The sequence below is a fragment of the Bacteroides fragilis genome (genome assembly GCF_019583405.1).
GTDB classification, from domain to species: domain Bacteria; phylum Bacteroidota; class Bacteroidia; order Bacteroidales; family Bacteroidaceae; genus Bacteroides; species Bacteroides fragilis_B.
Genome location: NZ_SZUU01000002.1, coordinates 1 through 25424, shown reverse-complemented (window position 1 = coordinate 25424; position 25424 = coordinate 1). Strand labels below are relative to the sequence as shown.

The 25424-nt window shown below is 44.0% G+C and carries 22 protein-coding genes and 1 pseudogene; 20 read left to right on the top strand and 3 right to left on the bottom strand.

Annotated features, from left to right (window positions below):
* The first annotated feature begins 127 nt into the window (after nucleotides 1-127).
* From FDF36_RS04370 to FDF36_RS04275, 20 genes are all read left to right on the top strand, one after another.
* Nucleotides 128-385, top strand: coding sequence for an OadG family protein (locus FDF36_RS04370; RefSeq protein ID WP_220390491.1), 258 nt, complete (start codon nucleotides 128-130; stop codon nucleotides 383-385).
* A 34-nt stretch (nucleotides 386-419) separates the two neighbouring features.
* Nucleotides 420-2255, top strand: coding sequence for a biotin/lipoyl-containing protein (locus FDF36_RS04365; RefSeq protein WP_220390490.1), 1836 nt, complete (start codon nucleotides 420-422; stop codon nucleotides 2253-2255).
* On the top strand, nucleotides 2255-3490 hold the full coding sequence (locus FDF36_RS04360; protein ID WP_005779936.1) for a sodium ion-translocating decarboxylase subunit beta: 1236 nt from the start codon (nucleotides 2255-2257) through the stop codon (nucleotides 3488-3490). The genes FDF36_RS04365 and FDF36_RS04360 overlap by 1 nt, the downstream gene beginning before the upstream one ends.
* Before the next feature lie 223 nt (nucleotides 3491-3713).
* On the top strand, nucleotides 3714-4253 hold the full coding sequence (locus tag FDF36_RS04355) for a Pvc16 family protein (protein WP_220390489.1): 540 nt from the start codon (nucleotides 3714-3716) through the stop codon (nucleotides 4251-4253).
* The gene (locus FDF36_RS04350) at nucleotides 4250-5002 is read left to right on the top strand and encodes a hypothetical protein (RefSeq protein ID WP_220390488.1); all 753 of its coding nucleotides are present in this window, start codon (nucleotides 4250-4252) and stop codon (nucleotides 5000-5002) included. The genes FDF36_RS04355 and FDF36_RS04350 overlap by 4 nt, the downstream gene beginning before the upstream one ends.
* A 36-nt stretch (nucleotides 5003-5038) precedes the next feature.
* Entirely contained in the window at nucleotides 5039-6532 is a 1494-nt protein-coding gene (locus FDF36_RS04345) for a phage tail sheath family protein (protein ID WP_220390487.1), read from the top strand.
* A 157-nt stretch (nucleotides 6533-6689) separates the two neighbouring features.
* Complete coding sequence (locus tag FDF36_RS04340) at nucleotides 6690-7142, top strand: phage tail protein (RefSeq protein WP_005803146.1); 453 nt, start codon at nucleotides 6690-6692, stop codon at nucleotides 7140-7142.
* 12 nt (nucleotides 7143-7154) lie between these two features.
* Entirely contained in the window at nucleotides 7155-7616 is a 462-nt protein-coding gene (locus FDF36_RS04335; RefSeq protein WP_220390486.1) for a phage tail protein, read from the top strand.
* A 1-nt stretch (nucleotide 7617) separates the two neighbouring features.
* A complete protein-coding gene (locus tag FDF36_RS04330; RefSeq protein ID WP_193683993.1) occupies nucleotides 7618-7788 on the top strand; it encodes a DUF5908 family protein in 171 nt (56 codons plus the stop codon).
* A 1-nt stretch (nucleotide 7789) separates the two neighbouring features.
* Nucleotides 7790-8464 carry a CIS tube protein gene (locus FDF36_RS04325; RefSeq protein ID WP_220390485.1) on the top strand — a complete coding sequence of 225 codons (675 nt, stop codon included), beginning with the start codon at nucleotides 7790-7792 and terminating at the stop codon, nucleotides 8462-8464.
* A 10-nt stretch (nucleotides 8465-8474) separates the two neighbouring features.
* Complete coding sequence (gene vgrG / locus FDF36_RS04320; RefSeq protein WP_220390484.1) at nucleotides 8475-10271, top strand: type VI secretion system tip protein VgrG; 1797 nt, start codon at nucleotides 8475-8477, stop codon at nucleotides 10269-10271.
* Between the two features lie 26 nt (nucleotides 10272-10297).
* Nucleotides 10298-10600 carry a PAAR domain-containing protein gene (locus FDF36_RS04315; protein ID WP_220390483.1) on the top strand — a complete coding sequence of 101 codons (303 nt, stop codon included), beginning with the start codon at nucleotides 10298-10300 and terminating at the stop codon, nucleotides 10598-10600.
* A 5-nt stretch (nucleotides 10601-10605) separates the two neighbouring features.
* The gene (locus FDF36_RS04310; RefSeq protein WP_220390482.1) at nucleotides 10606-11016 is read left to right on the top strand and encodes a GPW/gp25 family protein; all 411 of its coding nucleotides are present in this window, start codon (nucleotides 10606-10608) and stop codon (nucleotides 11014-11016) included.
* On the top strand, nucleotides 11000-14200 hold the full coding sequence (locus FDF36_RS04305; RefSeq protein WP_220390481.1) for a hypothetical protein: 3201 nt from the start codon (nucleotides 11000-11002) through the stop codon (nucleotides 14198-14200). The genes FDF36_RS04310 and FDF36_RS04305 overlap by 17 nt, the downstream gene beginning before the upstream one ends.
* Nucleotides 14201-14205: 5 nt before the next feature.
* The gene (locus FDF36_RS04300; protein WP_220390480.1) at nucleotides 14206-14928 is read left to right on the top strand and encodes a hypothetical protein; all 723 of its coding nucleotides are present in this window, start codon (nucleotides 14206-14208) and stop codon (nucleotides 14926-14928) included.
* A complete protein-coding gene (locus tag FDF36_RS04295) occupies nucleotides 14929-16725 on the top strand; it encodes a hypothetical protein (RefSeq protein WP_220390479.1) in 1797 nt (598 codons plus the stop codon).
* A complete protein-coding gene (locus tag FDF36_RS04290; RefSeq protein ID WP_220390478.1) occupies nucleotides 16712-19669 on the top strand; it encodes a contractile injection system tape measure protein in 2958 nt (985 codons plus the stop codon). The genes FDF36_RS04295 and FDF36_RS04290 overlap by 14 nt, the downstream gene beginning before the upstream one ends.
* Nucleotides 19666-20250, top strand: a complete 585-nt coding sequence (locus tag FDF36_RS04285; protein WP_220390477.1) for an eCIS core domain-containing protein — start codon at nucleotides 19666-19668, stop codon at nucleotides 20248-20250. Before FDF36_RS04290 ends, FDF36_RS04285 begins: the two co-directional genes overlap by 4 nt.
* A gap of 12 nt (nucleotides 20251-20262) precedes the next feature.
* Nucleotides 20263-21570: an ATP-binding protein gene (locus FDF36_RS04280; RefSeq protein ID WP_220390476.1), complete on the top strand. Its 1308-nt coding sequence runs from the start codon at nucleotides 20263-20265 to the stop codon at nucleotides 21568-21570.
* A gap of 20 nt (nucleotides 21571-21590) precedes the next feature.
* Complete coding sequence (locus FDF36_RS04275) at nucleotides 21591-23357, top strand: hypothetical protein (RefSeq protein ID WP_220390475.1); 1767 nt, start codon at nucleotides 21591-21593, stop codon at nucleotides 23355-23357.
* Nucleotides 23358-23494: 137 nt separating this feature from the next.
* Here the strand turns inward: FDF36_RS04275 and FDF36_RS04270 are convergent, their stop codons facing one another.
* The 3 genes and pseudogenes from FDF36_RS04270 to FDF36_RS04260 form a co-directional block, all read right to left on the bottom strand.
* Nucleotides 23495-24544 (bottom strand): mannose-1-phosphate guanylyltransferase, encoded by a 1050-nt coding sequence (locus FDF36_RS04270; RefSeq protein WP_220390474.1) that lies wholly within the window; start codon nucleotides 24542-24544, stop codon nucleotides 23495-23497.
* A 16-nt stretch (nucleotides 24545-24560) separates the two neighbouring features.
* Nucleotides 24561-24989, bottom strand: coding sequence for a BT0820 family HAD-type phosphatase (locus tag FDF36_RS04265; protein WP_005820748.1), 429 nt, complete (start codon nucleotides 24987-24989; stop codon nucleotides 24561-24563).
* 27 nt (nucleotides 24990-25016) lie between these two features.
* A pseudogene (locus FDF36_RS04260) lies at nucleotides 25017-25301 on the bottom strand (OmpA family protein); the annotation flags it as partial.
* Nucleotides 25302-25424 lie beyond the last annotated feature (123 nt).

Sequence of the window (25424 nt, the reverse complement as noted above, 5' to 3'; positions counted from 1 at the left end):
CACATTTTGACTTGCCTGATCGCTTTTGTGTTTTTTAAGGTTTTTGTCTTTCACTTATTAATAAATTATTGCTAAATTCGAACGATTTTTTTGCAAATCGACATTGTTTACTAATAATTTAATTTATATGGAAAATCTGGAAACAGCGTTTCTGCTGATGGTAGTTGGAATGGCAACTGTCTTTGCTATTCTCCTTCTTGTGATCTATTTAGGAAAGTTACTTATCTCGTTGGTTAATAAATATGCTCCTGAAGAAGAGCTTCCTGCGAAGCAGGGTGCCAAATCACCGGTTCCTATTCCCGGAAATATTGTTGCAGCCATTACGGCAGCCGTTAATGTAGTGACTCAGGGAAAAGGGAAAGTGGCTAAAATCGAGAAAATCTGAAAATTAATCTTATAGAATAATACCGAAAACGGAAATGAAAAGAGAAGTAAAATTTAGTCTGGTTTTTAGAGACATGTGGCAGTCTGCCGGTAAATATGTGCCTCGGGTAGACCAGTTAGTGAAGGTAGCACCTGCTATTGTTGAAATGGGATGTTTTGCCCGGGTAGAAACAAACGGCGGTGGTTTTGAACAGGTAAATTTATTGTTTGGTGAAAATCCGAATAAATCGGTGCGCGCATGGACAAAGCCTTTCCATGAAGCCGGAATACAAACCCATATGTTGGATCGTGCCCTCAACGGGCTTCGTATGAGTCCTGTTCCGGCCGATGTGCGTAAGTTGTTTTATAAAGTAAAGAAAGCACAGGGGACGGATATCACCCGTACATTCTGCGGACTGAATGATGTACGCAATATTGCACCTTCTATCACTTATGCCAAAGATGCAGGAATGATTTCGCAATGTTCGCTTTGTATCACCCATTCGCCGATCCATACGGTGGAATATTACACCAATATGGCACTGGAACTGATAAAATTAGGGGCGGACGAGATTTGCATTAAAGACATGGCAGGTATCGGACGCCCTGTTTCTTTGGGCAAGATTGTGGCAAATATCAAAGCTGCACATCCCGATATTCCTATTCAATATCACAGTCATGCGGGACCGGGCTTTAACATGGCCAGCATTTTGGAAGTATGTGAGGCCGGGTGTGATTATGTGGATGTCGGAATGGAACCGTTGTCATGGGGAACGGGACATGCCGATTTGTTGAGTGTGCAGGCCATGTTGAAGGATGCGGGATTCCAGGTGCCTGAGATTAATATGGAGGCCTATATGAAGGTGCGGGCCCTGATTCAGGAATTCATGGACGACTTTCTGGGGCTGTATATCAGTCCGAAAAACCGGCTGATGAATTCATTATTGATAGCTCCGGGACTTCCGGGCGGAATGATGGGAAGCCTGATGGCGGATTTGGAAACGAATCTGGAATCCATTAATAAGTATAAGGCAAAACACAATCTTCCTTTCATGACACAAGATCAGCTTCTGATCAAGCTGTTCAACGAAGTGGCTTATGTATGGCCCCGCGTCGGATATCCTCCTTTGGTTACTCCTTTCAGTCAGTATGTGAAAAATCTTTCGATGATGAACGTTATCGCGATGGAGAAAGGAAAAGAGCGTTGGGGAATGATCGCTGATGATATTTGGGATATGATTCTGGGTAAAGCCGGACGTCTGCCGGGCAAGCTTGCTCCTGAGATTATAGAGAAAGCCGAGAGAGAAGGAAGGAAATTCTTTGAGGGAAATCCGCAGGATAACTATCCGGATGATCTTGACAAATATCGCAAACTGATGAAAGAAAAGAAGTGGGAGACGGGCGAGGACGATGAAGAACTCTTTGAATATGCGATGCATCCGGCTCAATATGAAGCTTATAAGAGCGGAAAAGCGAAAGAGGATTTCTTGGCCGATGTGGCAAAACGCAGGGCTGAGAAAGAGCAGGTGCCTACGGAAGAAACGAAACCTAAAACACTTACGGTACAGGTAGACGGGCAAGCTTACCGGGTGACGGTTGCTTACGGAGATACGGAACTGCCTGTTGCACCGGCTTCACAGCCGTCTGCTGCTGCGGGTGAAGGAAAAGAGGTACTTTCTCCGCTCGAAGGAAAATTCTTCTTGGTGAAGAATGCGCAGGAGACTCCGCTCAAGGTAGGCGATGCAGTGAAAGAAGGTGACGTGCTTTGCTACGTGGAAGCAATGAAAACCTATAATGCCATCCGTGCCGAATTTGGTGGAACGGTAACGGCTATTTCTGCAAACCCCGGTGATACGGTTTCTGAAGATGACGTATTAATGAAGATAGGATGATGAACGGAATATTTGAAAAATTATATGATATGACTGCCTTCAGCAATATTGTTGCCGAACCGCAGTTTTTAGTGATGTATGTCATTGCCTTCGTTCTCTTGTATCTGGGTATAAAGAAGCAATACGAGCCTCTTTTATTGGTGCCGATTGCCTTTGGAGTGCTGTTGGCTAACTTCCCCGGCGGAGGCATGGGAGTGATACAGGCTGACGAGAATGGCATGATCCTGGTGAACGGAGTAATGAAGAATATCTGGGAGATGCCTCTTCATGATATTGCTCATGAATTGGGACTGATGAACTTTGTGTATTATATGCTTATAAAGACAGGGTTTCTTCCCCCGATCATTTTTATGGGAGTGGGAGCTTTGACGGACTTCGGGCCGATGCTTCGCAATCTGCGTCTGTCGATTTTCGGGGCTGCGGCCCAATTGGGTATCTTCACCGTATTGTTGGTAGCTATCCTGATGGGATTTACACCGAGTGAAGCGGCTTCTTTGGGAATTATCGGTGGAGCGGACGGACCTACGGCTATCTTTACCACCATTAAGTTAGCTCCTCATCTGTTGGGTCCGATTGCGATTGCCGCCTATTCTTATATGGCACTGGTTCCGGTTATCATACCATTGGTCGTTCGGCTTTTGTGTACCAAGAAGGAACTGAGCATTAATATGAAAGAGCAGGAAAAGAAATATCCTTCGAAAACGGAAATTAAAAATCTCCGCGTACTGAAGATTGTTTTCCCGATTGTGGTGACTACGGTCGTAGCTCTTTTTGTACCGAGTGCAGTGCCTTTGATCGGTATGCTGATGTTCGGTAACCTGGTGAAAGAGATCGGTGCCAATACTTTCCGTCTGTTTGACGCAGCTTCGAATAGTATAATGAATGCGGCAACCATTTTTCTGGGTTTGTCGGTAGGAGCTACTATGACAAGTGAAGCCTTCCTGAACTGGACGACTATCGGCATTGTGGTAGGAGGATTCCTGGCTTTTGCGTTGTCTATAGCAGGAGGTATCTTCTTTGTGAAACTGGTGAACCTGTTTACGAAGAAAAAGATTAATCCGCTGATTGGTGCTACGGGGCTTAGTGCGGTTCCTATGGCCAGCCGTGTCGCCAATGATATTGCCTTGAAATATGATCCTAAAAATCATGTATTGCAATATTGCATGGCCAGTAATATCTCGGGAGTGATCGGGTCTGCCGTAGCGGCAGGGGTGCTGATCTCTTTTCTGTCTTAATTGAAGCCGGAAGGGTATCCGGTTTATAATATGTTATAAAAAGCGTCCGGTTATTCTGTTGTGGGATACCGGACGTTTTTTATTAGATTTTTAAAAATCCTGTATTTTTTCTTTGTTAATTATTTGCATAATTAAAATATAATGTTTTAATTTGGGAATGCGTAACAATGTTTTTCCGGAACATTGTTGTAGAGTATGTGTGTGGACTAAAATGTAGAAAATTATGATAAACCGGATATTGACCATGTATGCCAGTCAAATGGAACAATACATGGAAACCTACTTCCACCGGCCGGAAGGTATGGTAGAGGTTGGGGCGATCGGAGCACAAGTAGACGAAGAACCATGTAAAATACAGATCTCTTTGTTGAACGTGGAGCGCGAAACTGCTCAAGGGATGAATATGGGAAAAGTGGGAACTTCAGGAAAGTTTTCCGGTTTGTCTTATCCGCTCATACACGTTAATCTGGACGTGATCATAGCTGCTGTTTTTAATGAAAAGAGATATCGTGAATCTCTGTCGGCTCTTTCGTTAGCCATTACTTTTCTTCAGTCTAATCCAGTTTTTATGGTAGAAAACACAAAGTATACCATCGAAATGATAACTCCTTCACTTCAGGATCAAAGTAATGTATGGACACTGTTTGGTGGACGATATTATCCTTCTATCTTCTGCAAAATCAGGAGGTTGACATTTGATGGTAGTGAAGTGAAACAGGTGGTAGCAGATATAACGGACAATAAGTCGACCATAAGAAAATGATAAAGATTATTTGGAGCCTTCGGCTGAAGCATGAATATTATAAGGTATTTCCAGAGAAAGGGTTATCGCTGATTTTATCGGACGAATCGCGGCGGCTTTTACTTAGACGGGGAATGATGTGGCGTTATGACAGCAACGGCAGATGGCTTTTGTTTTCGTTGGACGGTGACCATGGACAACCGGCCGAGGGAGACAGGGTAGTGATTGATTTTCGTGTGGAAGATAAATCGTTATCGTATGTGACGGATTGGGACTGGAACTTAGCAGGCGCATGCGAACAGCTGGAACTGTCGGAGAGCAGGGCACCTATTATGATGAACTCCCTCCACGAAGCTCTGGTGCCGGTGCATCCCGAAGTTTGTTTTCGACTTGTTTTTTCATTTGATAAGATCAGGGATCAGTCATTGCCTTATGAAACTGAACTTGTATTTAATTCTTTCAATAGGCAGGTGGAATATTTGTTTTTACCTCGTGATGAAAATACAGAACGTAAATTGATGATAGAGGATATGGAGAATACGGTTCTGTTTGACGATCCTGTAGAGGTTGATTTTATGGGAAAGAAAGTAATACGTTTCCGGTCAAAAGTAAGGGTGAAGATGAAAGAGTTTCCGGATTATCGTTTGCGACTGTGGGAAATTTATCCTTCTGGTAAAAGGGAGATCTTTCGTCAATTGCCCTATCCGGTTCCCGGAAATATTATGGGCGAGACTTATAAGGATATTCTTTGCCGATTATTATATATATGAAATAGACCGATTGTTTAATATAAAAATTAAATGCTTATGGGATCAATGAAAACACCCGGCGTATATATCGTCGAGAAAAGTGCATTTCCGAGTTCGACAGTTGAAGTGGCTACGGCTGTGCCTGCTTTTATCGGGTATACCGAAATGGCTTTGAACGGTAACGTTTCGTTGTTGAACAAACCCTTCCGTATCACTTCGATGGCCGAATATCACTCTTTTTTTGGAGGAGCACCGACTCCTTTGTTTACTTTGGAGGATGCAGCCGACGGTGAGATACCGACAATGGTTTGCGGAACTAAAAAAATGGTGGCAAAGCGTACCAGTGTGCCTTTTACTCTGTACTACCACATGTTGATGTTCTTTGCAAACGGCGGGGGGCCTTGCTACATTGTTTCCGTAGGTGATTATACAGCCGACAGCCTCGACGCTGATGCGTTCAAGGCAGGCATCGACACGTTACTGAAAGAGCAGGAACCGACAATGGTACTGTGTCCCGAAGCCGTCAATCTGAATGATAAAGAATTATGTTACAGTGTGCAGACTGCTATGCTGAGCCATTGCGGATACAAGATGCGCAATCGTATCACGATTCTGGATGTATATGATGGCTACAAGGATCGTAGGGATCCTGAAGGAGATGTGGTAAATGAATTCCGCGAAAAGATAGGCAGCGCTTTCCTCGACTTCGGAGCTGCATATTATCCCTGGCTTAACACTTCTATCGTGCAAGACCGTGATCTGTCTTTCCTGAATCTGGATGCCGAAAGTCTGAAAGTATTGCTTGAGGAAGATTCAAAGAGACAGCCTGAAGAAAGGCGGCAGCTGGTAAAAGAGCAGATTGATAAACTGGGTACGGAGATGACTGACGTGGAGCAAGACGGACTGCATAAAACGTTGATATTGATTTGTCCGATCTACACTGCCGTGCTGAAAGAGCTTAAGAGAGTGCTCAACTTGCTTGCACCGTCGGCTGCAATGGCCGGTATTTATACAATGGTGGACAACACACGCGGAGTGTGGAAAGCACCTGCTAATGTCTCCGTTAATTCAGTAATCTCGCCGGCTTTGAGTATCACTGGCGATGAACAGGAAGACCTGAACGTACCTTTATCGGGTAAAGCCATCAATGCCATCCGCACGTTTGTGGGTGAGGGAATCAAAGTGTGGGGTGGTCGTACATTGGACGGTAATTCGCTCGATTGGCGTTATATTAACGTCCGCCGTACTATGATTATGCTTGAAGAGTCGGTGAAGAATGCAAGCCGGGCGTATGTTTTCGAGCCTAATGTGGCATCTACCTGGTTGAACCTGAAGAGTATGATTCAAAACTTCCTGACCGGTATATGGAAGCGGGGAGGACTGGCCGGAGCTACTCCGGATGACGCTTTCAGCGTGCACGTCGGCTTGGGAGATACGATGACTCCGGAAGATGTGCTGGAAGGTATTCTTCGCGTGACGGTTCTGGTAGCTATTGTCCGTCCGGCAGAGTTTATCGAAATCACATTCCAGCAGCAGATGCAAAAAAGTTAGCGGAGGAGGAGGCAAGGTGTTTCTCAACAAAAAGACTTAAGTCTTCGGAGTGAAACTCTTAAGTCTTTTCAGAAAACGTTTAAGTCTTTTCGAAAAACACTTTAGTCTTTATCGAAAATAAGATAAACAGATTATTTATAATTTAATACTAAAGATTATGGCAGGAGAAAAACAAGATAGCGTATGGCCGTTGCCGGTGTTTTATTTCAAAGTGGAGATTGGGAGTTTGGGTGAGATTGCCTTTAAAGAAGTTTCGGGAATGGATGCTGAGGCACAAGTGATAGAGTACAGGCATGGAAACAGCCCGCAGTTTTCCACAATCAAGATGCCGGGCATCAAGAAGTACAGCAATGTTACTTTGAAAAAAGGAGTTTTCGCTCAGGATAACAAGCTGTTCGACTGGTTCAATACCATTAAGATGAATACCATTCAAAGAGAACCGGTTACAATCAGTTTGCTGGACGAGGAAGGAAATCCGACAATGGTATGGAAACTTACCAATGCGTGGCCTACTAAAGTGAGCGGTGTCAGCCTGAAGTCGGATGGCAACGAGGCGGCTATCGAGCAGTTGGATATAGCACACGAAGGAATTACTATTGAAAACGGATAAAAGATAGGTTGAATGTTCGAATTGGATCATATCATACCGCCTCCTACTGCTTTTTACTTCAATGTACAGTTTTTGGCTCCTTTTCCCATTCCGGATATGGCCTTTCTTGAAGTGTCCGGACTGACCATGGAGCTGGAAACCATAGAAATAGAAGAGGGAGGAGGACCGAAAGTGAGACTGCCGGGATACCCGAAACATGGAAACCTGGTATGTAAAAGACCCATGAAGCGATTGGGACTGAGTGCTTTGTCGATGTGGACAACGGCGACGATGCAAATGGAGTATACCACTCCGGTATTGACCAGTGAGATTATGGTGACTCTGTTGGGAGCTTTCGGTGAACCTACATGCGGGTGGCTGATTACGGATGCCTATCCGGTGAAATGGGAAGTTGGTGCATTCGATTCAAAGAAAAATGATGTAGCGATTGAGACGATTGAGTTTGCGTATTATTCTGTAAATCGTGTGTTGTGATATGCCTATCATTATTAAGGAAGTAATTGTAAGGACCACTGTGGAGTCTAAAAAGACTCCACAGGAGACTTTCCCGGAAGAGTGGATGGAAAAGATGAAGCGGGAAATAATTGAAGATTTGAGACAGGAGAACCGGAGTGTAAGAACGGGAAAAATCAGAAAGGACAGGTGAAATGGATATCGGATGGCTTAAAAAACTTGAAATTATAGGGTATAAGGACGGAACGTTCAATACTTTGAGTGGCCATCGTTTTAGGTTGATGATTAACCCGAAGGATTATGAATCTAAAAAAGAAATAAAGTATTGCGTTGAAAACTGGGTTGGAGGACCTGTTTTCAGGAGCTACAATCAAGAGGGACTGGAACTTGAATTTGTGCTTGATGCTACAGGAGTACTGACTAAGCCCGGAGATGACAAATTTGGGAAAAGTCTGAAATCTCTGATTAATGATTTGAGCGAAACCGTTTATCAATATATAGGGACTGTCCATCAACCGGGGTTTGTTAAGGTGATTTGGGGAGAACTTAACTTTCAGGGACGGCTGCAACAGATGGATATCAAATATACCATGTTCGATCCGAATGGCGCTCCGCTGCGTGCAACCGTGAAGCTCAAGTTGATAAATTACATGGACGTGAAAACCTTCCGGTTGCTGATGTCGAAGAGTTCTCCGGATCTCTCACATGTGGTTACTGTAAAAGACGGAGATACACTTCCGGCCCTTTGTCGGAAGATTTATGATAATACAGCCTATTGTGCGGAGGTGGCGCGCATCAATGGGCTTACGGGTTTCAGGCACATTGAACCGGGAACACAGTTGTTTTTTCCACCATTAACTAACGAGTAAATAAGAAGCCATGAATGATAATTCACCAGGTGAAAATGCCGGAAAACTGGTCACCTATACCGTTTATAGTAACGGGATTAAAATAAGTGATAAATATCAGTTTAAAAATATAGAAGTATGTCGTGAAGTAAATCGGATAGGAAGTGCTGTACTGAAGATTTATGCCGGGGATATGCCAAAAGCGAATATTCCGGAAAGTGAGTCGGACGACTTCAAACCCGGTAGGAAGATAAAGATTGAGTTAGGATATGAATGCACGGACAAACCGGTTTTTGAGGGTATAGTCGTGGCTCAAAGAATCTATATTCCACGAAAAGCGGAGGTTGCCGCATTATTGATTGTAGAGTGTAAGAACGGAGCGGTAAAAGCTACCGTAGCCCGTAAAAATCGGGTATTTGAGAAAAAGAAAGACAGTGATGCCATTATAACGGTTCTTTCTGATTGCGGGTTGTCGGTCGACGTGGATGGTACGGATGTGGAACATACACAACTGGTACAATATTATTGTACTGATTGGGATTTTGCCCTGTCACGGGCCGATGCTTGTGGCATGATTGTGACAACAGAAGGAAATAAAGTAACCGTGGGTAAACCTAAAGTGTCGGAGGCTCCGGCTCTGAAAGTGGAGTATGACACGGACTTGCTTTCATTTGACGGTGAGCTGTATGTCGAAGACCAGTTTTCAAAAGTAGAAGGCGTGGGATGGGATCCGATTACTCAGAAAGCAGTTATTGTCAATGCGTCAGCTCCTTCTTTAAATAAGCAGGGAAATCTCTCGACAGCAGATATTCTTTCTGTTGCCGGTACGGATAGAGTGACTTTACAGACAGATGCGCTATCAGCGAGGGATGTACTGCAAAACTGGGTGGACGCCACACTGCTGAAGGCGGGATTGTCACGCTTCAGGGGGACGTTCTCTTTTCAGGGAAATGCTTCTGTTACACCGGGATGTATCATCGAACTGACCGGTATGGGAGCGCGGTTCAATGGGAAGGTATTTGTGGGATCGGTGACACACAGAGTACAGGAGGGGGCGTGGATAACGAAAGTGGAGATGGGTATTTCGCCCGTGAACATCACCCAACGTACGGATGTGGTGGCTCCTCCGGCATCGGGGTGGATTCCCGGTATTGAAGGACTGCACATCGGTAAGGTTTCAAAACTGACTGATGATCCGGATTCAAACTATCGTATCCAGGTGGAAGTGCCGTTATTGAATTCCTCTCGGGATACCGTATGGGCACGGTTGTCTCAATTTGCGGCTTCCAATGGGATGGGAAGTTATTTTATACCTTCGGTTGGCGATGAAGTAGTACTGGGTTTTATTAATAACGATCCGAATCAGGCTGTCATATTGGGTTGTATGTATAGCAGCAAGCAGGCGCCTCCGTACGAAGCGGATGAAAATAATTATAAGCGGGCTATCATCACTCCTGAGAAACTGACGGTGGAACTGGATGATGAGAAAAAAGTGATAACCATCAGCACACCTTGCAAGAACTCGATTGTGATAAGCGATGACGCCAAAGGAATTAGAGTGAAGGACCAGAACGGGAATGAATGTGTGATGGACGATAAAGGTATTAAACTGACTTCCGCAAAAGATATTGTTCTGTCGGCAAAAGGGAATATACAATTGGATGCAAAGGGGAAAGTTGCTGTCAAAGCTACACAGGATGCATCGATTGAAGGGATGAATGTGACTGCTAAAGCACAGGTCTCCCTGAAGGCTACCGGTTCTGCTTCTGTTGAACTTTCAGCTTCCGGACAGACCACTGTCAAAGGTGCCATGGTGATGATTAATTGATTGTTTTATACTAAAAATAGAAAATTATGCCTCCAGCTGCCAGATTAACTGATATGCACTCTTGTCCCATGCAGACTCCTGCATGGCCGTCACCTATCCCGCATGTGGGCGGACCGATTATTGGGCCCGGTGCCCCTACCGTACTGATAGGTAAGTTGCCTGCTGCCGTGATGGGCGATAATTGCGTGTGTGTAGGGCCTCCTGATTCGATAATCAAAGGATCGGCCACTGTAATGATATGTGGAAAACCTGCTGCCCGTATGGGGGATACGACTGCCCATGGCGGTTCGATTATTGCCGGTTGCCCGACTGTTCAAATAGGAGGATAGCTTTTATGGATACGGATAAGGACCGTTCTTTTCTGGGGAAAGGGTGGGCTTTCCCACCGGTTTTCCATCCGGGTGTGTCTCCGACAGCGATGGTGTCGGATGAAGAAGATATCCGACAGAGCTTGCGCATTATCTTATCCACACGCTTGGGGGAGAGGGTGATGCGCCCTGAGTTCGGTTCGGAGGTACACAATATGGTCTATCACAATATGGATCTGACTGCACGTACTCAACTACGGGCAGCTATTGAAAACGCGATACTTCATTTCGAAAGGCGCATTACGTTGACCGACGTGGAGTTTGACGTAAGTGAAGAACGGTTGGGCAAAATGAGTATTTTACTGGAATACACCATACGCCTGACAAATGCCCGCGGTAATTTGGTTTATCCTTATTATTATGACGAACATTTCTGACACAGACGGATTGAGTAGGGGAAAACGCCTGGAGCGCTTTGAATCTTCGGTTGTTTTGCCGGTACTGGAAGAACGTTTTCCGGTACTTCTTGCTCATGTCTTATGCGGTTCGAAGTTTTCTTCTTATTACCATTGGCAGCCATTAATGGTATGGCTTGATATGGTTCGTTTTCATGACTTTGATGATGCGGGACAAATCTATCATGTTTTGCGGGAATGGAGAAAGAGGTTGGAGTACGCTTGTCTGGAAGGGCCTTCTTTGGGATTGCTGAAAGATATAAGCGGACAAATAGACCTTCACATCCGTCCTGTACAGGTTGTTGCAGAAGAGCAGCCGGAAGATGAAAGTGTACGGCGTCGTTTCCATTTGTTGTTGCAAGGTGTCGTACGCTGGTTGCAATCCAGGAGGGAAATGTATTTGACGGAAATTTGTGCTTCCGGAAAGATGGACCCTTCACTTGCTTTACTGGTTGCCTTTCTGCACAATTATGCCGGAATCGTTTCATCGTTCAATCTGCGTTGGGAACGATTGCAAGACTTCTATCAGAAAGAGATTCTGAAAGGAATTCCTCAGAAAAGAAAACCTTGTTCCACTTGGCTTTCTTTCGAAAAATCACCTGCTGTGACTTCTGTTCTACTTCAGCGTAATATGTATTTCAAAGCAGCAAAGGATGAAAAAGTAGCAGGCTATAAGCTGCTATCCGATGTCTGTGTGACGGGAATGAAAGTAGCTGCGGTTAATATAATCCGGTTAGAGAAAAAGTCAGACCGCTATCCGGAAGCAGCATTAGGCTATGTGACTTCGGTCCTTCAGTCTACTCTGAAGGATCGGACATCTCGTCCGGAACCTATCGGATTTCGTATCCATTCAATGCTGTTACTATTGAGTGAGGGCGAACGGGAGGTTTCCGTATGGTTCGAACTGAACCGGGAGTCTCAGCAACGATGGGCTGGAATGGTGGATGGAGTGGCTAAAGCTCAGGAAATTAATCCAGATGAAGCTGTCTTTAAGATTCTTAATGATTCTTTTTTACTCAAAGTGAGTACCTCGGAGGGAGATCGGGAAGTAGATCGTTTCCAGCTTCGCTGGCAGGAAGGAATCGGATTGCGGTTAACATTCCGTTTGGATGAAAGTTTCCCTCCCGTATGTCCGGACAAAGGAGAAGGTGCTCCGGCGTTGAGCTTGCTGATGAATACCGAGGCATGGTTGTTCCCTTACTCGTGGGCACGTAGGCTTGAAGTGCGTTCAGTGAGGGTACATGTGAAGGTGAACGGATTCAGAGAGTTCAGTTTGTATAACGAACTGGGTCAGGTCGATGCCCGTCAGCCTTTTTCGCCTTTTGGTATACAGGGGGACAAAGGAGCATGGATGGCGTTTGGTTGTTATGAAATGGCATTAAAACCGGTAACGCATGTAGAACTGCATTTCCGCTGGCTACATCTTCCGGTGGGCAATGGAGGATTGGAGGAGCATTATCGGGAATATAATAAAGGATTGAATAATCGTTCGTTTCGGGCCCGAACAGAGTATCTGCATAACCGGGAGTGGAAGCGGACATTCGGGATAGAAGAACATTATCTGTTCTGTACCTCATCAGCGTCTGTTCCTGTAGCTGCGGATGTGGTGAAGGAAGAAACGAGGATCGTGTTTGAAGTTCCCGAGGTGGTTTTGCCTCCATTGGACGACATCGCCCGTTTCCGTCTCGGAGAGGTGCGTTCCGGTTTCTATCGGTTGGTATTGAGTGCTCCGGATATGGGATTCGGGATGCATGAATATCGTCGGCTTTTTGCTGAAGTGATGATGGAAAACAGTCACCGCCGTAAGAAACGTCCTTTACCGGAACCTCCGCTGTCTTTGCAAATGGATAACGTATCACTGAATTATACAGCGGAAGAAGAGGTGCAATTTGCAGTCGGATGTCATTCGGGAATCAGATTTTCATATATCCGTCCGTTGTCCGGAACTGTAGATACTACCCCCGATATGACCCATCCGATCACTTTGGTGGACGGACCGGAAGATGAAGGCAATATCCTGATAGGCATAGCAGATGCGATAGGTGAGAATATAATCCGGTTATATGTCGGGATGGAATTGTTGCAGCGTGAGATTGACCACGAGTATTTACCATCTGTAGACTGGTACTACAGGGATTCTTATCGTTGGGTGAAAGTGGATCCTGTATATGTATTACGGGATGATACCGGGGGATTGATGCATAGTGGTGCAGTCATCATTCAGTTTCCTTTTAGTATTTCTCCGGAGGTGACAGATACGGAGGAAGTTTTCTGGATTTGTGCGGGTATACACTCTAATGTATGTAACTGTTCGGTGTTGCGGAGTGTGAGTTTGAATGTAGCCGAGGTGGCATGGACGGCGGAAGAAGAAACAGAGAGGTCAGTCCCGGGTTTACTCTCTTACCAAAGAGTCGGATTACTTGATACGACTGCTTCTGAGGAATCGGAAACAGAGATGAAAGCACGTTTGAGCGAACGGATTGCACATCGTCAGCGTCCTCTTTTACCTTGTGAATATGAACAGTTGGTATTGCAGGAATTCCCTGGGTTGGCAAAAGTGAAGTGCTTACGGGGAATTGATGCGAAATCCCTGAATCGTGCAACTTTGGTTACGCTGGTCGCCATACGCAATCGTATCAGTAAAGACTGGCCCTTGTGCACCGATCAGTTACTTTGCAGGATAGAGAGCTTTTTACGTCCTTATACATCGCCATTTGCCGAGATTGATGCGATTAACCCGGTTTATGAAGAGGTGACTGTTTTTTGTGGGGTCAGCCTGAAGGAAGGGCAGCAAGCCGGAGAGGCTATTTCGGACATTAACCGGAATCTGTGCAGATGCATTGCTCCATGGAACGAAGAGCGGAAAGAGCCTGTTTTAGGGTACTGTTTCTCCATACGCGATCTGATAAGTTGTATCAAAGAAAATCCGGCTGTAGAGGCGTTGCACGGCATAAAACTTTTGCAGGTCATTGGTGAAGATGAGAAGTTCGGATTGAAAGAATATACGGGTGAGCAGGATGAGAATCAGATGATTGCTCCTTCTGTGCCTTGGGGGATATTGGTGCCGGCTGTACGGCAATACGTGAAGTTGGTGGAGGCTGGTGAATGGCGTCGGGATATTGAGTTCGGAGATTTAGAAGTAGAAAATACCTTTGTAATACAATAGCGAATATGGCAAAAACGAATCGTAAGACTTTGAAAGAGTATTTCGGTAAAGGTAAGAAACCGGATCATACACAATTTGTTGATCTGATTGATTCTATGCTGAACGTTGTGGATGATGGATTCAATAAATCGGCAGAGAGGGGGATGCTCCTTTCACCACTGAACGATGAGGGAGCTGTTATGGAGATACGCCGGAATATATTGGATGGGGCTCCGGCTTGGACCATATCTCTTGGTAAAGAGGAGGAATTGCATATTCATCGGGGAGAGGATGAAAAGGCCTTGCTGACTTTGTGTGCCGACGGAACAATTAGGATGGGAGATAACGGCAAGGTGAGGTTGCAGGTGAATGGTTCGATTCAAGCGGATAGTTTTGTGGGAGGCTATATGCAGGGAAAAGTACCAGCTAACGGATTATGGCATGATATGGGTGGAATGGAATATGGTTGTCTGGCTTACCATATTGTGGCAGCTTGCGGACTAAAATGGAAAGGTAAATATGCTATAGCGGATGTAACTGCGATGAATTGCTTCGGACAGCATCCTCGTATTTGGAATCGTCGTTCCTGGTTTGGGACTCGTTTCAACAAAATACAATTTCGGTGGCGACGAGGAGAAGGAAGGATATGTGGGTTGCAGGTTCGGACGAGTTCCAACTACGGAGAAGATGTCTGGCTTCACTATCGTGTCAGTTCAATGCTTGATATGGATTTTGTAACAAAAGAGTAAATGGAAGAGCACGTTACCATACAACGGAAAAGGGAGGGACAGGATCTTTATACGCAACTCCAGGAGAAAGCGCTGGCAAAAGTTCAGGAGTTGGCAGGAGAGTTGTGGACGGATTATAACGAACACGATCCTGGAGTAACGGTGCTGGATGTACTGAATTATGCTTTGTTGGAGACAGATTATCGTTTGGGTTTTGACCTACAGGATTATCTGACAGCCGAAGGGCAATGTTTTTCTCCCGGAGAGCATGCTCTTTTCCCTCCTTCTGAAGTCTTTCCGGTAAATCCTGTTACGGTTACCGATTACCGGAAATTATTCATTGCAGGGATTGAGGGATTGTCGGATGTACAAGTGGTGGTTCATCACGAATCCGGCATTTATGACTTTGTATTGGATGTAGGTCCTGAAGTACATGTGGAACGGAAGCATGAAATAATGAAGGAAGTATACAGGTTGTTTCATGCCCATCGCAATCTCTGTGAAAATGTAGGCGAAGTGAGCTTCCTCACTTATGAACCTTTGCAACTCTATGCCGAAATTGAGATAGACGAAACGGAAGATGCCAGTTATATGATGGCACGTTTGTATTTTGAAGTCCGTGAATTTTTTGGTGGAGGTGTGCGTTTCTGCCGGGTAGACGAATTATTGGACAAAGGCATGACTATTGATGAAATTCTGGAAGGTCCCGTACAACGACGAATGGTGATTGACGAGTCTTCCATGTGTACCGGAAGAATAGTGTATGATATCCTTGACCTCTATCAACGGATAAAAGCAATGCCCGGGATACATCGGGTTACTTCCCTTTACTTTATGGAGGATGGACGGATGTTGAAAGAATTCATTCATAGAAAAAGTCCTTTACAGGCTTATTCGGTGTCTCCTTTTAGTGGAGCAGAAGAAGGAGTTGTATTAAAAAAGAATGGAAAATGTGCAACGGTGCAACCGGAAGTGGTGCAGAGGGTGATTGCTTCTATGCGTGCGGCTACCTATGGAACACAAAACCAGACTATGTACAAGGCTATATTGGACGACAGCCCCGAAGGAACCTACAGGAATATCTTCACGCATTGTTCAGTTCGTCAGGATCTTCCGGAAATTTATGGTGCTGTTGAGCAAGGAAGTTTCAAAGAGTATCTTGCTCTTTTTGACGGACAGTTTATTTCTGTTCTGAATGAATTAGAATCCCTTCCCTTTTGGATGCGGCCTGATGAGACCGATCTGAATGATAAAAAAGAGGCATGGATGGATATTCTCGATCGTTTGTATGGAGAAGACAGTAATCCTACTTTTCTGAGGAAATATGAAACAGACGAAGAACGGCGAAAACGGCGGATTAATTTTTTGAGTTTTCTTCCCGAATGGGGGCGGGATAGGAACCGTGCGTTCAATTTGCAAAAATTTTCTCCGGAAAATCGTTCCGGATTAGAGAAATATATAGATTGTCTGCTCCATCTTGAAAGGTATGAAGCTGAAATATTTGTAGTGGAACATCCTCTATTGAAATCACGCTTGGAGAAGAGAGCAGACAGTTCTCCTTTCCGGATTTCAGTGGTATGGACCGCGGGTGAGCGTTGGATACGGGATGAAGAGTTCAGGCATAACTGCGAGCAACTGGTTCTTTCACGTATACCTGCCCATATCCAAGTCTGTATTTATTGGCTGGAAAAGGAAAAGGCTGTGGATTTCAGAACTGATTTCCGGTTGTGGAAATATGCACTTTCCACTTCCAGAGATTGGAAAATAGAGATATTGACTGATAAACTAAAAAAATGGCTGACGAATGATTTCAATTGACTCGGTGAAATTTGACTTTCTGGCAGATAACGAGCTTTTTGCACAAAGGCTGAATGCACGTTGGGACTACTCTTATGAAAAAGATTTCGAAGAAGTGTGGGAGGAAGTCATGTGTCACTATGACCGAGAAGATAAAGTCATTATCATAGAGCGTTTGTCGCTCGATTTGGATCTTTTGAAAGAAGAAGAGTTTGATGACCGGTTTGCGGAACAGTTACGTATTGCCTTGCATGAATATTGCCGGAAGTGGCTAAGTGAGGATACTTCATTTCCGGATCAGGGCATCCGGAAAGAGACGTTGCCCCATACAGCGTTGGAATTACTCAGTTTTTTTCTTTTGCACGGATACTTTCCTTCTTTTGTCGAACAGCGTTTGATGGATATCAGTTATCTTTTGTCGCTTGTTCTTCGTAAAGACGCCTATTCTTTCCGTGAGTTTTTGGAAACATATGGTCATTATGATTTCCTGTATCGTCGAATGGTATTTCAGTTCACTGATGAAGAGTTGGAAAATATCGTGCAAACAGTCAGACCTTCCGAGAGCAAGTTTATTAATCTTTATGTTCGTATCCAGTTGCGAGCCTATACTTTGATAAAACGTGCAGATATCGGACAATATGACTATAGGAATGTAGTTTGGACGCTGGTGCTTGCTTATCTGCTTTCAGAAAGCAGAGGTCGATTTGACCGAAAACAATTGTTGGTACATACGCTTCATGGGATAGCTGCCCACTTCAACTTCTCTTTTGCGGAAATGACGTTGCTCCTGACCGAAGGCATCAGGGAGTTAGAAAATAAAGTGGTACAATTACCCGAATTGTGGAGTATCCTGAAAGAGATCAGAACTAATGTACAAGCGGGATTACGTGCATTGGACGGTACTTTCTATACGATCATGTTTAGGGAAATTAGGGCTTGTCTGAGGCATCTGGCGGGAGAGGAAGAAGCATTCGTTATTTTGTCTGCCAATCGGTTGAAGCAGATTTTCTCAGACAGGAAACTAACCCGTGAATTGCTGAGTTCTCTGTGCGAAGAAGAAATTCATATACTGGTCGGAGTGATTATTCCGGAGGAAAAAGAGTTTGTTATTTTTTATGCTCAGACCCTTGGCAGACGTAAGAATACCGGTACTTTTTCCGGTAAGGCCGGAGATGAATTTCGCATACTGAAATGGGAGTTTATTTTTTCGGTATTGGTTCGACTCCCTGCCTCTGTTTTCAGTCGTAAGGTGTTTGTCCTTTCTGTCTTACAGCAACTGGCTGCACATTATAATTTATCCGTCGGTAGTTTGATCTTGTTGCTAACTGAGGACGAAGGCTTACAGGGAACTTTTCTGTCTGTGCAGCTACTTCCGGTATTATTGGAGTTGAAACAGGAGCTGGTCCCTCAAGCGGTTGAAGGTTTTTCCTGGGAGAAACTCTCTCGGGAAAGTATAATCACAATTTGGGCAACTCCACTTCTTTGCCGCCATTTTTTGGAACCATTCTCTGAAAACCAAATAGAAGAGGTTGTGGCACGTGTATTACCGGGAAGATATGAATTTATCCGGGCTTATGCCCGATTGCTTGATAGAGGGCATATACATGGGCTTCTTGAAGGAAAAGCAGGAAGTGATTTCCGTACATTGAAGTGGGAGTTTATTTTTGCCTGTATACTTCCTGGTGAGGAAAGTTTTTTTCAGCGAAAAAGTTTCGTCTACTCCGTGTTGTTGCGGTTGGCAGCTCATTATAATCAGAATATTTCTGAACTACTAGGCTATTTTTTTCGTGAACTAAAAGAAATATCGGATTTTGTTGTAAATAATGGATTAAGTGAGGTTCTGGAAGAACTTTATAAAGAACATCTGCTCCCTTTGGCAATTCCAGAGGTGGTGAGGCGGTTGGATCGGAGAGAATTGGAATCCTGGTTGTGTCACCTTTTTGGAGAATCAGCGTCTCTTCGAGATGCCAGAAAAGAAATCTATTGTGAGAAATGGCTTATTTATTTATTGGACGAACAGAATGAATTGTTTCGTTCTCTCTGGAAAACCGGGCGACTGAATTCGTCGTTTATATTGAGCCTGATAAATCGGAAGGCTTCTTTGCAAAGACTTTGGCTCCGAAGAATCGGAGATATGAGGTTACTGACTATTTATCAGGAGTTTTTATCTGTTTATGCGGTCCTGCGTACTCACTGCACTGAATTCTATTTTTTACAGTCGATAGCCGAATATTTGTCTGTTTGGATGGTAGAGTTAACAGCAAAACCTTTTATAGCCTGGTCCGAAGAAGAAATCATTCGCTTTCTTATGGGACGTATTCGGCAAGCTGTTCCTCCCGGAGTAATGGGAGTATTGGATAAAGTACATCTGAAAGCTTATAAAAATATTACAGAGATAATTAACTATATTAACCAATTAAATAAGAATGTAATGATTATGAAAACAAGTAATTTTGAAATCCCGAATGCAGGTATTGTTCTTTTGGCTCCTTTTTTTCCTCGTCTTTTTATGATGGCTGAGTATCTGTCGGATGATCGCAGGCAATTTAAAAATGAAGAGTTACAAAATCATGCTATCTTCTTATTGCAGTATATTGTACATGGTGAGGAAAAAGAGTGGCGCGAAGGAGATTTGCTGTTGAATAAGGTTTTAGTAGGGATGAATGTTGAAGCTCCTTTACCTTCTAAAGTTGTGTTGACTGAAAAGGAAAAAGAGTTAGCTGAAAGCCTCTTGGAAAATGTTAAATCTATGTGGAGTAAAATAAAGAATATATCCATTAGAGCTTTGCGAGAAGCTTTTTTAATACGTAAAGGCTCTTTGAGTATGAAGGATGACCGTTGGACATTGAGCGTAGAACGCAAAGCCTACGATGTACTTCTTGACAGTTTACCATGGAGCTATGTTATGCTGCGAGCTCCGTGGATGGATTTGCTTTTAATGGTAGATTGGAGGACAAACGAATGAATGCGGAAAAAGTGAATACAGAGGCTGCACCTATAAGGGTACAGCAATCTAAGAAAGGGCTGTCTGCTGTTTCAATGATTGATAATCGGGAATTGGCAACCACGCAAGCAAAGATGACTGAAGTCGTCCAGAGGATGGGAGACGATGATGACGAGTTATTGCAAGGTAGGTTTGTTGCACAGCGTGAAGACGATGATGATGAATTGTTACAAGGAAAGTTTGAACAGTCTGTGCAAAGAAAGGCTGAGAACCGAACTGGAATTCCGGATGGTGTGAAACAGAATGTGGAGGAGTCGTTTGGGATGGATTTCTCTTCTGTCCGCGTGCACCCTGAGTCATCAAAAGCCCCTGAAGTCGGTGCATTAGCTTATACCCAGGGAACGGATATACATTTTGCCCCCGGACAATTCAGACCGGATACTTCTTGCGGACAGCAATTGTTGGGTCATGAACTGGCTCATGTGATTCAACAGGCGGAAGGACGTGTACAACCAACGACCGAAATAGGAGGAATAGCTGTAAATGATGATGCCGGGTTGGAGCATGAAGCGGATGTGTTGGGAGCGAAAGCGGCACAATAAAAAGTGGATCTTATGAAAGAACTGATTGATTGGTTTCAGCAGGTGCTCGATGTGAGTATTCGTTTGTACTTCAGGCAGGAGTGTGAAGTGACCTCTCTGTTTGAAGTACAACCTCCTGTTAATTCATGGTGGGAGGAAATAACAGGCATATCTTCATCACAGATCACTTTTGAAGAGAAAGTGGTCATAATGCTTGCTTTGATGCCTCATTGTTATCCTCAGGCTTTGGACATTTTCTTTGTGAACAATAAAAATTTTGATCGTCCATATACTGAGTTTGGCGGTTGGAAAGGTGTTTCGCATGGGGGCTTTCTTCCTACAGGAGAGACCGCTGCTTTCATGTTGATCGGCGAGGATATGGAAAAACGGCAATCAGTGATTCGTCTGTTTGAACGTGACCATTGGTTTTATACTCATAATGTCTTACGGTTGGAGGGTTCCGGTGATGGAGAACCTTTCTTAAGCGGGCAGCTTCGTGCATCGGATGAATTGCTCAGTAGGGTGCTTTATGGTAAAGAATATAAGCCGGATTACAGTATCGGTTTTCCGGCAAAACGAATCGTGACTCCGCTTTCCTGGGATGATTTGGTTGTAGATTATCAGGTTGCCGGACAACTGGAGGAGATTAATACCTGGATTACCAGTCATCATACGGTAATGGAGAAGTGGGGGCTGAAACGTATTCTGAAGCCCGGTTACCGTTCTTTGTTTTATGGTCCTCCCGGAACCGGGAAAACACTGGCAGCAACGTTGCTTGGTAAACGTAATCAAATGGATGTTTACCGGGTAGACTTGTCTATGATTGTTTCGAAGTATATTGGCGAGACTGAAAAGAATCTCGCTCGTGTATTTGATTTGGCAGAAAATCGCAATTGGATCTTGTTTTTTGATGAAGCAGATGCTTTGTTTGGTAAAAGGACCTCTACGCAGACTTCCAATGATCGGCATGCCAATCAGGAGGTTGCCTATTTGCTACAACGTATTGAAGATTTTCCCGGTACGGTGATACTTGCCACTAATCTGCGTTCGAATATTGACGAAGCTTTTTCCCGGAGGTTTCAGTCTGCCATTTATTTTCCGATGCCGGATGAATATATTCGTAAGACATTATGGGATAAAATGTTGCCTATAGTCTGGACTCCCCGGGATCGTGAAGAGTTGATAGATAAACTATCAACTTACCCATTTTCGGGAGGTGCTATGACCAATATCATTCGTCGTTGCGCTTTGCAGTTGATTACGAACCATACCCAAGTCATCGATGAATCCATGTTGCTTGCCGCTGTGCGTCAGGAGCAGGCTAAAGAAGGTGCAAACTGAATATATAAATTGATATACTTATGAAAAAGTTCTTGTTAGTCTTCGGTGTAATGTTTTTAGGATATCTGTCGCTTTCTGCACAGAACAGCTTCACAAATGCCTATCAGAAGTTTCGTCCTTACCATTATCAGACTCCTCAGGGATGGAACCGAATTCGCTTAGAAGTTTTAACTCATGGACGTCAGAAGTGGCCGTTGATTCCAACTGAGAAACGGGATATGAGACTTGCCGGGGGCTGGAAAGGACTGATTCCTTCTCCTGTTCCCGAAAATACCCATTTCTTTAAGGATATCGATCAGCTGAGCAATATTTATAGTCTGATTCTTACTCCGGGAGTTTATGGCTATGTTGTTTATCCATATAAAATAGAAGAACAGTTCAAACTTTCTGAAAATGAACTGTTGAAGAAATACATTATTGCCAAAGGTTTTATGAATACCCTTGTTTCTGATGTGCCTTATGAAACAGAGAAAAAGCTGGATGAACTTATCTATACTTCTGATACGACACTGATGGAATTGAGTACAGAACCGGAGATATATGATGAAGCCCATCCGGTAGGAGAGTGGCTGAAAGAAGCTGAATATTACGATTATTACAATGTGAAGAACTTCTATTGCTACTTTGATAATCGTCCGGATACGTTGAAACAACGTCTGACCTATACGACTCGTGTAACGCGACAGTTTCAGTCCGAGGTCGATTCTCTCACTTCTGCTCTTCAGCGTGCCTCTTTGTCCTATGTCATGGTTCCTTATTGGATGACTGATGTCTATTTAAGCCAACCGGTTGTGCATACCCGAAAGATCAGCCGTTTGGGATATCCGGGCTATATTATTAATCCTGTGACAGGAATGCCCGAACTGACGAATAATTGGGACTCTCCGAATGTGATGGATTTCTATCCTTACGATCGTATTAACTATGATCTTGTAGCCTATTGCGGTGATGCGCTTTCCACCAATCGTTTCCTTTCTAATCCGGCAGCATGCCGTCGTTTTATCTATACCGTTTTCGGCTATCCGTCCGGAATGATCCATCGTCTGTATAGTGTTCACAAACCCAGTGGCCTGAATGTTTATCTTCCGGAGTTTGATTTTAAAGAGAAACGTGCGTTAACTCAGTTCGTCAAATCATTGAGTCTTGTCATTGACAGTTTCCGGGTAGATACCACCCATGTTTACGAGAAACTCGATTTATCTTTAACTTTCTCGCGTAATGCGGTCATCCGGAATTCAGGTTTTATAGCCGGACTGCAATGTTTTGTCGACACGGTTTATTTTGCGGATTTCGACTCCTTGGGGCTGGCATCCAAAATCATTTACAGTGATGGTTCCATAGATACCAGTTCTGTTATCTCTCTTGTTTCCAATCCGTTTTATCTTTTCCGGATCCCATTCAAACAGATCCAACCCGGAATAAATGATACAAATGTATGGGAGTTGTCCAATTGTGATTATGCTTCCGGACAGTGGGGACTTTTTTTCTGTATTGATCTTTGTCTGTTTCTGGCAATTTCCGGTTTGGTGGTAATGCGGTATATTTCTCCAACTTTTAATCTCTATGTAGAAAGATACCATACTTTTATTGTATTGTTGATGATCACTTTGGTCATGGAGTTTGCTGTCTTTTTTTTCTTTATGGTAGAAGCGCTTTCTCCACAGGTGATCTTTTTCGATCTTGAAACCGGAAACATGACTTACTTGGCATTAATAGCGCTTCCAGTGCTCCCCATTCTTCTGTATTTCTTTATATTGAAATTGAATAACCGGGAACGGCTACCCTAAAAAAATGTTCCTCCGACCACGCCTGGCCGGAGGAACACACACAAACAAAACAAATAAAAGCAGTCACGATTCGCATCGGGACGCCCCTACACCCGGTATTAAAACCGGGATTTATAAATATTGAAAGGGATCAACATTTATTCTTTTGAAAAGTCTTTGATTCGTTGCTCTTCGGATAATTGGCATATAAGCAGTATATTGTCTTTTTCAGCCACGATATAGTCATTCAGGCCTTGTATGACTACTCGTTTCTCTTGTGAGGTATGTATTATACAGTTCCGACTTTCATACATCCGGATATCCGGTCCTACTTTGGCATTTCCTTCTTGGTCTTTGGGCAACAGACTCTGTAGTGCTCCCCACGTTCCTAAATCTGACCATCCGAACTTTGCGGGTAACACATAAATCTCTTCTGCTTTTTCCATCACCGCATAATCTATCGAAATACTTTCGGCAGTGGGAAATAGTTTTTTTACGGTCTCTTCTTCACGTTCCGTATAGAAGTCGGGATATATCCGGTCGAAGATTTGCGCTATGCCCGGTGCATAGACCCGCATAACAGCTGTGATTGTTCTCACATTCCATACGAAAATCCCTGCATTCCAGAAATAATTACCTGCTGCCAGATATTTTTCGGCTGTCTCCCTATTGGGTTTCTCCCTGAAAGACTCTACATGGAATATTTCTTTGTCCCTTGTTATAGGTTCGCCTGCGGCAATATACCCATATCCGGTTTCCGGATGTCCGGGTTTTATTCCGAGTGTAATGATGGCACTGCTTTTGTCTGTAAACGAGAGTGCTTTGTCAATTACTCTGCGAAATTCAGTGGTGTCAATAACCACTTGGTCAGAAGGAGTGACCACTATGTTGGCATCCGGATATTTCTTTTTTATTTTCCAGCAAGCATAGGCAACGCAAGGAGCCGTGTTTCTGGGGCAAGGCTCTGCCAGTATATTGCTTTCCGGTATACCCGGCAATTGTTCCCGAACAATGTCTGTATATCTTTCAGATGTGACCACCCACATGCTTTCCAATGGACAAACATTACCGAATCTTTCGGCTGTCAATTGTAGCAGCGTCTTCCCACATCCCAGTATGTCTATGAATTGTTTGGGATATTCCGGTGTACTCATTGGCCAGAAGCGACTTCCTATGCCACCGGCCATAATTACTACATGATTATTCATCGTTGCTCCTTTCCTTTTATTTGTTACGTTTGCCGAGCAGTTTCCCTATCCAGTTTGAATCACCGGCCGATTTCTGTCTGTCAGATAGAACGGGTTCGTATGGTTTTTGTTCATGGATCATCTGGTAGATGGTTCCCCAGTCAGGCAAACCTCCCAGGTTTCGGTCATCAATAAAAAGGTCTGCTTTCAGTTTGCGGGAGAATCCGTGATGATTCTTTTCTTCTTCCGGATAGTCTTTATTGACGGCATAGAAGTAGACTCCCCGCTGCCGGCACCATTCAATGGCTTCTTCAAGTAACTCACCTTCGCGTACAGTCCATAAAATCAGTTTGTGACGTTCTTTTGCCAGCATTTTCAGAGTCTCTGTGGCGAATGGAATTTCTTCTCCGATCTTCGGATAGCGGTGTTCTACGATGGTACCATCAAAATCAACAGCAATCGTCATGTAATTAGTGTGTGTGAATGGTTATTATTATTTAGTTTCGGGAATGTATACAATCATGGCATTGCATCCCGTTTTGTTTTCGTATCCCATCGCTTCCGGAGTCGATTCGGTGATTCGTTCGGGCGCGATATGATGTTTTTCTATCAATCTTTTCCGGATGGCTTCCGAACGGCGGCTGCGCAATTCCTGGTCTGCTTTCTTGTCTGTAAGATTATCGCTGAAAGCAATGATTTGGATGCTTGAGTTATTATCCTTCATCCATTCACCTATACCGTCTATCTTCTGTCCCTGTTCTTCACTGACGAATGATGTGAGTAGTACCTTAGCCGTATCAAACATTCGTAATCGGACATACACCAATTGCGAAGTCTATTTAATAGATTATGGATACGGAGATTTTAAGGAAAAAATACACTTTATGGAGTAATATCATTG

Bases quoted from the DNA above. Each gene is read 5' to 3' on its own strand.
- FDF36_RS04270 (WP_220390474.1), bottom strand. From the start codon at position 24,544: ATGAATAATCATGTAGTAATTATGGCCGGTGGCATAGGAAGTCGCTTC.
- FDF36_RS04305 (WP_220390481.1), top strand. From the start codon at position 11,000: ATGACGAACATTTCTGACACAGACGGATTGAGTAGGGGAAAACGCCTG.
- FDF36_RS04365 (WP_220390490.1), top strand. From the start codon at position 420: ATGAAAAGAGAAGTAAAATTTAGTCTGGTTTTTAGAGACATGTGGCAG.
- FDF36_RS04370 (WP_220390491.1), top strand. From the start codon at position 128: ATGGAAAATCTGGAAACAGCGTTTCTGCTGATGGTAGTTGGAATGGCA.
- FDF36_RS04315 (WP_220390483.1), top strand. From the start codon at position 10,298: ATGCCTCCAGCTGCCAGATTAACTGATATGCACTCTTGTCCCATGCAG.
- FDF36_RS04330 (WP_193683993.1), top strand. From the start codon at position 7,618: ATGCCTATCATTATTAAGGAAGTAATTGTAAGGACCACTGTGGAGTCT.
- vgrG (WP_220390484.1), top strand. From the start codon at position 8,475: ATGAATGATAATTCACCAGGTGAAAATGCCGGAAAACTGGTCACCTAT.
- FDF36_RS04340 (WP_005803146.1), top strand. From the start codon at position 6,690: ATGGCAGGAGAAAAACAAGATAGCGTATGGCCGTTGCCGGTGTTTTAT.
- FDF36_RS04265 (WP_005820748.1), bottom strand. From the start codon at position 24,989: ATGACGATTGCTGTTGATTTTGATGGTACCATCGTAGAACACCGCTAT.
- FDF36_RS04325 (WP_220390485.1), top strand. From the start codon at position 7,790: ATGGATATCGGATGGCTTAAAAAACTTGAAATTATAGGGTATAAGGAC.
- FDF36_RS04285 (WP_220390477.1), top strand. From the start codon at position 19,666: ATGAATGCGGAAAAAGTGAATACAGAGGCTGCACCTATAAGGGTACAG.
- FDF36_RS04280 (WP_220390476.1), top strand. From the start codon at position 20,263: ATGAAAGAACTGATTGATTGGTTTCAGCAGGTGCTCGATGTGAGTATT.
- FDF36_RS04335 (WP_220390486.1), top strand. From the start codon at position 7,155: ATGTTCGAATTGGATCATATCATACCGCCTCCTACTGCTTTTTACTTC.
- FDF36_RS04310 (WP_220390482.1), top strand. From the start codon at position 10,606: ATGGATACGGATAAGGACCGTTCTTTTCTGGGGAAAGGGTGGGCTTTC.
- FDF36_RS04345 (WP_220390487.1), top strand. From the start codon at position 5,039: ATGGGATCAATGAAAACACCCGGCGTATATATCGTCGAGAAAAGTGCA.
- FDF36_RS04275 (WP_220390475.1), top strand. From the start codon at position 21,591: ATGAAAAAGTTCTTGTTAGTCTTCGGTGTAATGTTTTTAGGATATCTG.
- FDF36_RS04350 (WP_220390488.1), top strand. From the start codon at position 4,250: ATGATAAAGATTATTTGGAGCCTTCGGCTGAAGCATGAATATTATAAG.
- FDF36_RS04295 (WP_220390479.1), top strand. From the start codon at position 14,929: ATGGAAGAGCACGTTACCATACAACGGAAAAGGGAGGGACAGGATCTT.
- FDF36_RS04355 (WP_220390489.1), top strand. From the start codon at position 3,714: ATGATAAACCGGATATTGACCATGTATGCCAGTCAAATGGAACAATAC.
- FDF36_RS04360 (WP_005779936.1), top strand. From the start codon at position 2,255: ATGAACGGAATATTTGAAAAATTATATGATATGACTGCCTTCAGCAAT.
- FDF36_RS04300 (WP_220390480.1), top strand. From the start codon at position 14,206: ATGGCAAAAACGAATCGTAAGACTTTGAAAGAGTATTTCGGTAAAGGT.
- FDF36_RS04290 (WP_220390478.1), top strand. From the start codon at position 16,712: ATGATTTCAATTGACTCGGTGAAATTTGACTTTCTGGCAGATAACGAG.